Genomic DNA, 7419 nt, shown 5'->3' with positions numbered 1-7419 from the left:
CCGCCGCCGCCAAGCAGAATCCCGAATGGACTGTGGCGGTTCTTGACTGTGATCCGCAACGTTCTGCGTCCGACTGGTGGAAGCTTGCCGATTCGGTAGATGACTCTCCGGCGTTTTCCGTGGTGACGGACGCCGGCGATGTTGATGCCGATCTCCTGATTGTCGATACGGCACCCGGCAGTGGGTCAGGCATCAGCGAGGCCGTGACGATGGCTGATCTTGTGATTGTTCCGACCGAAGCTGAAACCATGAGCATGTTCCGTGCCAAGAAAACCATTGATGCCGTAGGCTCCAAAGGGTGGCTGCTGCTGACCAAGGCGCGCCGTCGTACGCGCCTGTGGGCTGATACGGTCGAAGCCATTGAGCAAACCGGCGTCAGATGCTTCAAGACCTTCGTGCCGGATGGTGTGAAATACAAGGGCTTCGCCACGAATCCCAGTGATCTCGGGGCCTATACGGATCTCTGGCTGGAGATTCGGACGATTGTCGAAAGGGGCAACTGATGGCCGCAAGCAAGAAAACGGCGCAACAGCAGAAGGCCGCGATGATGGCGCTCATGGAAGCGAACCAAGGACAGGATCTCGTGCTCGACGCCAAAGAGGAGAAGCCGACCGTAAGACATCGGCATAACAAGCATGCCGACCTGCCGACTAAACCCGCATCGTTCCGCCTGCCGATGGACGTGCTGGAAAAACTCGACCGGTTCGTATGGTCGGAGACCAACCGCTCCAAGAACGGAAAACCGCAGATGAGCCGTGCCGATGTCGTCACGGCTGCACTGCGTGAATGGCTTAGCGAAAGGCTATAAGTTAGGCGGCTAATGTGCTGGTCGGATGGCCGGGGCTTCTGAACTCGGTTCCGGCCAGCTTCAGCAGCTTGCGAATCCTGGCGATGGAATATCCATGTTCCTCCGCCAGATCGTCAATTGACTTGTTGGCCTCGTATTCCTCGCGAAGCATTTTCGCCACGGTCTGCTCGGTGTCGAACGTCATGCGTTCGTGTGGTCTTAACACGGGGTATTCGATGGCTCCGCCCTCGTACCCCTTGTAGGTCTTGCCCTGCGGCACCACGTCCTCGGCGGATTCGTTGCCCCAGACGCTCCAGCCCGGTTGCGGATAACGGGCGAACATCTCCAAGTACGGCCCCGGCGAACACGATTCGATCAACGGATACTGCTCGTCGGGTTTGCGGCTGTGCGCCCGCTTGCGGCTCTCGATCATGTTTACCTGCGTGCGTCCGGGCTGTAAGGTGCGCAGATGTCCCTTGACGCCGAACAGCAGCAGTTCCGTCACGTTGCGGAAGTAGAAGCCTACGCCGCGCCCGTCCGGGCCTCCGTCCTTGCGGCGCTTCGCCCAGACGATGTTAGAGACGTAGCGGAAGCCCCACGCCTGCATTACTTCCAACCCCTCGGGTAGGAGCGCGTTCGGCACCCAGAGGTACAGGTGGGCGTTGTCGGCCGTCACATCGTTGACCGGAAGCGCCTTGATGTCTTCAAGGCTCATGGTCGCGTAGCGGCCCAGACGCTTGTGTTCCGGTGCCACTTTGCCGGTGCGGTTCTGGAATCTCCACGGCGGATCGCTCAATACCGTGGTGAAGCCTCCTGCGATGCGGGGCAATGGTGCGATGTCTGTTTCCTCGAAAGTCATGGAGCCGAGCATACCATAATTAGATCTTTAACTCACCACTTTTAGATCTTTGCTGCTTCGGTTTTTGCCCTACGATGGTTCCCATGATGATTGAAACTCGCTCGTATGAGGAAGTGCTTCCGTCCGAAGTCAAAGACCACTTCTCCTTCTACGAGGTGCGCAACGCCGCGCGGATACTTGCCAACGTGGCACCCGAGGAATGGGCGGATATCGTGGGCCTGCTGTCGTCTTTCCGGTTCGACGCTAATATGTTCCTTCGCTCGGGTGGTAACAATTCCAAGATGGCCGAGACGTTGAACAACGGTTTTGCTGAGTTGGGGTGGCGTGAATGCCTGTATGAGTTGGATACCAAGGCGACGATCAAATTCCGTCATTCCAAGGGTGATCAGCCGAAGACCGAGGACTTGGGCACGAGCCACACTTCCAGCTATTGGGTTGACAACCGTAAGGGGCGAGTGCTGCTTGACGTGGAATGGAACGCCAAGGACGGCAACCTAGATCGTGACTTCGCCGCCTATCGCGCATGGCATGAGATGGGTTTCATTGATGCCGCCGTGCTGATCACCAAAGACCGTGAAGCGTTGCTCAAATGCGCCTGCGAACTCTGGGCGCGCCACCTTGGCCTTTCGTATGACGTGGTGTATGCGGCGACCATGAAGGGCCAGAGCAGCAGGACTGCCGAGGACAAGGCCAACGCCATACCACTTGATCTGAAGACCACCACGACGACGAACACCAAAAACGCCGAGCTGCGTATCAATCTGGGCGAGGCTGGCACCTGCCCGATACTGCTGGTCGGTATCTCTGACCGTACGTGGAACGGCGAGGAGTACAAGGCCTGACAGATAGAGTTTTTCAGTTCTGGTTTTCCTTCTAAATGCGAAAACCAGCGAAGGACGCCGGATAGTCAAATACGATGCGTGTCGAATAGACACGCCAAATTCCCTCGGAATTTGAGTATTTGACTCTCCGGTGGCCGTAGCGCACAATCTCGCATGAAGGAAAACAAGAACGTCCCGGCCGTCACTCCTTGGGGGTGGTCGGAGGATAGACGTCGAACGGTTGACCGCCAAGGGTGGTGCTCACCGGATCGCCGGTTTTGTCCGCTTCCTCGGTGGCCTGCTGGATCTTCTCGGCCTCAATCCAGTGCTTCGCGAACGCCGCCGGAGAGATGTTCGCGGCCCTGCACACGTTCGACTTGCTCTCGCAGTTGGCGAGGGCGGAACCCGCATAGAAATTGCTGATCGCCCGTACTTGTTTCTCCAGCTCCTCGCATACCCAGACGCGGGCGAGGTTCTTACACAGCACCAGACCCTGAGAGCGCAAATCGGCTATAAGCTGCTCCGCGGCATCGTCTATTGCATCCATTACTGCATTGCTGGCGTCTGCCGTCGCGCGGCTCGCAAGAATTGTATGCAGCTTTGGATTCTCGTTGATCGTATCCAGTGCCGTCTTCACGAGGGAGTCATGACGGCGCTTGCTTTTCATGTGCTCAACGTCCGGCAGCTCGGCGGATGGGATTTCAGATTTTACGAAGGCCATGACTGTAATCGTATCTTTCACTCTGGTTAAAACGGAAATTCCTTATTTTTAACTATAGTTAAAGGAATGACACGACACACGGTTTGCACTTTTGTTGTATGTAGTGCTACAGTGATGCATGAAAGCTTGCTGGCGGCGCAATTCCGCGCCGTTGGCCCCTACTAGTAGAAAGGAGCTTTCATATGTCGTTCAGTCCGAACCTCGCGATGAACGCCACCGATATCGTCGGCGCGTTCCAGACCACGCGCGGCATCGACCCCAGCACCATTCGGCAGAAGATGGAATACGACGACGCAGGCCGCGTCACCACCACGCCGAAGCTCGTCAACGGTCGGCCGGTCTTCCAGATCCCATGCCAGTTTCTGGATGAGTACGGCGTGGATAACAACGTGAGCCTGAGCGTGTTCACCGCGCCCACCACGCCGATTCCGCCGCTGTCCCGCATCCAGCTGGTCGGATCCATTCACCCCGTCCCGTGGGTCAAGAACGGGCGTATTGCATGGTCGATCACCGCCGACGCCGTACGCGTCGTACAGATCGACACCGCGCCGTTCTCCTCGACTCCGTCCTTCACCGCTGGGGAGGAAGACGACGATGATCGTTAAAGCCGAGGACTTCTTCAAGCGGCGCGTCTGTATCACGCTCACCGAGACCCAGATCGGTATGCTTGACAACCTTGTGTATGCCGACAAACGCATCAACTCCCGTGCCTCACGGTCAACGGTCATCGCCCGACTCATCGACTCAGCCGTGCCCCAAGTGCCGGCGGAACTGGAGCTGTGATATGCAACAGCAAAACAACAACACTGACTTCGGCCAGATCGGCCGCGAAATGGCCCGAGAACAGGCACGCATCGAAAAACGACGGAGCAGGCCCGAGACCGGTACCGCTTTCATGACCAGCATCATCATGTGGGCGGTCATCATAGCTGCTGGATTCGTCGTCACCGACAATGATCTGGCCGGATGGATCGCCGTCGCCGTGGTCGTCATTGTATTCCTCGCTGGCATCTTCTGGCGTCCGCTCCGCTCCGGATTCGCCCCCGTTATTGTCACCGTGGTACCCATCTGGGGCATGGTCGCACGACTCGACAGGGTAAGTACCTGCGTCAAACTCCGTAAGGCGAAGATTTACACGGATCCGGATAAGACCAAGGTCATTCCGGCGACTACATGGAAGGCTAGCGGCGACATCTTCGTGAAATTCAACGGGGCTGGCGAATCCGGCATGAACCCCGACCGGATTCACGACCGTCTCGTTGAAGACGCCCGCGTCTGGGGTGCCCGATCGTTCGCCATCTCCGAAGATCGAGAAAATCCTGGCGTGATTACCCTCCAGCTATCACGTGCCGCAGCTGTCCACACGTCACTTGACGACGCCATCACGGGCGTGATCGCATGAAATGGCCGTGGCGGCAGCACCAACCGAAGCCGGGACACTCATCACATGTGTTCCGGCTTCGGCCGTTTGACCCAATGACCGGACGGATCACGGTCGGACTCCTCGAAGACGGCACCGACGCAACCTTGACCATTGGCAACACCAGTGGTGTCGTGGTCGGAGGTGTCCCCGGCAGCGGAAAGACCGCTGGAATGATGGTCATCGTACTGGCCCTGTACCTCTCCGGTTGCGTACGATTGCACATCATTGATGGGAAAGGCGGCGACGATTGGACGTGGGCGAAACCGGCCGCGACCGACCTTGTGCGAGACGATCTTGATCTGGTGCATGATCTGCTCCTTCGATTGGACGACGAAATGAAATCTCGTATGTCCTCTATGCGTCCCCGATACGGGGCATCGAACTTCTGGAACATCACGCCCGACAGGCGTCCGCCTTTGGAGGTCGTCATCATAGACGAGTGCCAGACCTATTTCGACCTTAAAGGTGTGCTCGGCGGCAAGGAGGCCAAGGCCAAGGCCGGCGAAATCCTCGCCGCCGCAACGGACATCGTGAAAAAAGGAAGGTCGGCCGGATTCCTCCTATTCGCGATCACCCAGAAGCCCACCGTCGATTCCCTGCCGTCCGCGCTGCGCGACAACTGCGAGAATCGCATCTGCTTTCGTGTCAAAACACCGGAGGCGGCACGCGCCGTGCTCGGAGACCAGCCCGAAGGCTCACCCAGTCCCACTGACATACCGCCTGCCCGACGCGGCGGCGCGATCATCGGCCTCGACTCCGGGCAGGTCACACAATGCCGATTCGCCTACGTCAGCGAGGACGACGCCGAGGATGCTTTGCAAAATCGGATCGTGCCCGTAGACTGAACACCAGCAGAAAAAGGAAATCCCCCGGACGGGAATCCGGGGGATCTCTTGAAAGCTTGCTAGCGGTCGAAAGTTTGGCGACCCGAAACCGCTGGCCACAACTTGAGAAAGTCGTTGTACCTATGAGTGTACCAACTCAGCGGACGAACGTGAACCCCTCGGGTGTCCCGTCACCGTCCCAACACATGACCGCCGAACGGTTGCACGCCGCCGTCGCGGCGAAGCGTAGCGTAGCCGCAGAGGCGGCGAGCGAGCCGCGTAGCGGCGAGCCTTGGGAAAAGACGAATAAAATAACCCCCGCTCTTTCCCGTGTCGATCTGCGCCGTCTGGCATACGGACGACGGGCGGCAAGCCGAAAGATTCTTGTCCGTTATTCAGGCGGCGAAAAATACGGTCTCGACCCTATCAAGCTTCCACGATGCGCACGATGCGGTCAACCGGTCGAATCCGGCGTAGGCGTCATGACCGACGGGGAGAAGGCCCGGTTTACCGGCACGATGCTGTGCGGGTCGATCTGGGCGTGCCCCACCTGCTCGGCCATCATTCGCCACGAACGCGCCCACGAGGTCGCTCTGGCCATCGGCAACCACGCGGAGAAACTGCGCCGGGAAGCCGCCGACCAATGGCAGGCAGACCATGAAGGCCGGCAGCTCCCGCCGGAACTCGCGGTATCCGACGGGTTCGGCTACTACTTGTTCGGCACCCTCACGCTGCGCCACGACAGGACGATGCCGCTGGCGATGACCCTTGACGCGATCCTCAAGGGATGGACGAAACTAATCAACGGCAAACCGTGGAAGAAGGCCGTCGAACGCTGGAAAATCAGGGGATTCGTCCGCGCCATAGAGGTTACCTACGGGCGCAACGGCTGGCATCCCCATATTCATTTCGTGATCTTCCTCGACGGCGAGCTGGACAATGAACAGCAGCGGGCTATGCATGATTGGATGCTCGACCGGTGGAAAACGATGGTCGAACGTGTCGCCAAGGCATACCGCAAGCAGGACGGCAACCCCTACAACGTCGCCCCGAACGACGAACACGGCATAGATTTGCAATTCAAGGCCGGCAAGGACGCCGGAACCGCCGCCGCCGAATACATCACCAAGGTGCAGGGCGACAAGGGAAGCGTCACCCTTGCGCAGGAGATCGCACGCGGCGACATCAAGGACGGTCGTTCAGGATCGGTGAACCCGTTTCAGCTACTCGACTCCGGATGCCTCGGCCTGTCCGATTTCCAGCGCGAGGATCTTTGGCTCGAATATTGGCAGGCCACTTTGCGCCGCCGCTGCATCACGTGGTCGCGCGGTCTCAAGGAGGATATGGAGGTCGAGGAACTGGAAGACGAGGAACTGGCCCAGAAGGCCGATGAGCTGCCCGGCCTCGTTGGCTACGTCGTGTCGAATAAGGTGTATAAGGATGTGCGCAAGCGTACGCCCGAACTGCTTGCGGACGCACTCGAAGCCGCAGAGCATGAGGACTGGCAGGAGGTCGCCCGACTGCTGCCCGGCGGCGTCATACTCAACGATGAGCAACAGGATATGATCGCGGACGGGGACGCAAAACCCGGCGATTTCCTGCCGTTGCCCGACTCATTCCAAGATATGTAAACACGTAAACTTGTATACGTGTATACATTAGAGACATGCGAGCTGTATTGTATACGTGAATACATGTAAACATGTGTACGTGTATACATTTCTGGTGAAGGGTACTTATGTATACATGTTTACTTGTTTACATGAATACATGTATGCTATAATGGGGGTATGATCATTTCAGTGGTGAATTCGAAAGGCGGCGTAGGCAAGACCACAACTTGCATGTATCTTGCCGCCGCCGCCGCCAAGCAGAATCCCGAATGGACTGTGGCGGTTCTTGACTGTGATCCGCAACGTTCTGCGTCCGACTGGTGGAAGCTTGCCGATTCGGTAGATGACTCTCCGGCGTTTTCCGTGGTGAC

General features: G+C 58.1%; 11 protein-coding genes. 9 read left to right on the top strand and 2 right to left on the bottom strand.

From position 1 onward, the window contains the following. Together G1C97_RS11815 and G1C97_RS11810 are read left to right on the top strand one after the other, a co-directional pair. Window positions 1-503, top strand: a 503-nt coding sequence (locus tag G1C97_RS11815) for a ParA family protein (protein WP_169241929.1), incomplete at its 5' end; no start/stop codon positions are given. Beyond that, window positions 503-808 carry a ribbon-helix-helix domain-containing protein gene (locus G1C97_RS11810; RefSeq protein ID WP_169241928.1) on the top strand — a complete coding sequence of 102 codons (306 nt, stop codon included), beginning with the start codon at window positions 503-505 and terminating at the stop codon, window positions 806-808. The genes G1C97_RS11815 and G1C97_RS11810, both read left to right, overlap by 1 nt. Window position 809: 1 nt before the next feature. On the opposite strand, the gene G1C97_RS11805 is transcribed toward G1C97_RS11810, so the two are convergent. Beyond that, on the bottom strand, window positions 810-1646 hold the full coding sequence (locus G1C97_RS11805) for an MT-A70 family methyltransferase (protein WP_205832641.1): 837 nt from the start codon (window positions 1644-1646) through the stop codon (window positions 810-812). Window positions 1647-1729: 83 nt separating this feature from the next. Here G1C97_RS11805 and G1C97_RS11800 point away from each other — a divergent pair, with 83 nt between their 5' ends. Beyond that, window positions 1730-2488, top strand: coding sequence for a BglII/BstYI family type II restriction endonuclease (locus G1C97_RS11800; protein ID WP_169241926.1), 759 nt, complete (start codon window positions 1730-1732; stop codon window positions 2486-2488). A 181-nt stretch (window positions 2489-2669) separates the two neighbouring features. Here G1C97_RS11800 and G1C97_RS11795 read toward each other — a convergent pair whose 3' ends face one another. Beyond that, window positions 2670-3188, bottom strand: coding sequence for a hypothetical protein (locus tag G1C97_RS11795; protein ID WP_169241925.1), 519 nt, complete (start codon window positions 3186-3188; stop codon window positions 2670-2672). A gap of 182 nt (window positions 3189-3370) precedes the next feature. On the opposite strand from G1C97_RS11795, the gene G1C97_RS11790 reads away from it, so the two are divergent. From G1C97_RS11790 to G1C97_RS11765, 6 genes are all read left to right on the top strand, one after another. After that, on the top strand, window positions 3371-3793 hold the full coding sequence (locus tag G1C97_RS11790) for a hypothetical protein (protein WP_169241924.1): 423 nt from the start codon (window positions 3371-3373) through the stop codon (window positions 3791-3793). Continuing rightward, window positions 3783-3971 (top strand): hypothetical protein, encoded by a 189-nt coding sequence (locus G1C97_RS11785; RefSeq protein ID WP_169241923.1) that lies wholly within the window; start codon window positions 3783-3785, stop codon window positions 3969-3971. The genes G1C97_RS11790 and G1C97_RS11785 overlap by 11 nt, the downstream gene beginning before the upstream one ends. A 1-nt stretch (window position 3972) precedes the next feature. Then, window positions 3973-4590 carry a hypothetical protein gene (locus G1C97_RS11780; protein ID WP_169241922.1) on the top strand — a complete coding sequence of 206 codons (618 nt, stop codon included), beginning with the start codon at window positions 3973-3975 and terminating at the stop codon, window positions 4588-4590. 74 nt (window positions 4591-4664) lie between these two features. After that, on the top strand, window positions 4665-5456 hold the full coding sequence (locus G1C97_RS11775; protein ID WP_169241921.1) for an ATP-binding protein: 792 nt from the start codon (window positions 4665-4667) through the stop codon (window positions 5454-5456). Between the two features lie 122 nt (window positions 5457-5578). Further along, on the top strand, window positions 5579-7066 hold the full coding sequence (locus G1C97_RS11770; protein WP_169241920.1) for a protein rep: 1488 nt from the start codon (window positions 5579-5581) through the stop codon (window positions 7064-7066). 171 nt (window positions 7067-7237) lie between these two features. Further along, a partial coding sequence (locus G1C97_RS11765) for a ParA family protein (RefSeq protein ID WP_335341373.1) occupies window positions 7238-7419 on the top strand: 182 nt, incomplete at its 3' end.

The sequence above is a fragment of the Bifidobacterium olomucense genome, assembly GCF_012932375.1.
Classification (GTDB): Bacteria; Actinomycetota; Actinomycetes; order Actinomycetales; family Bifidobacteriaceae; genus Bifidobacterium; species Bifidobacterium olomucense.
This window is presented reverse-complemented; position numbering and strand designations above follow the sequence as displayed.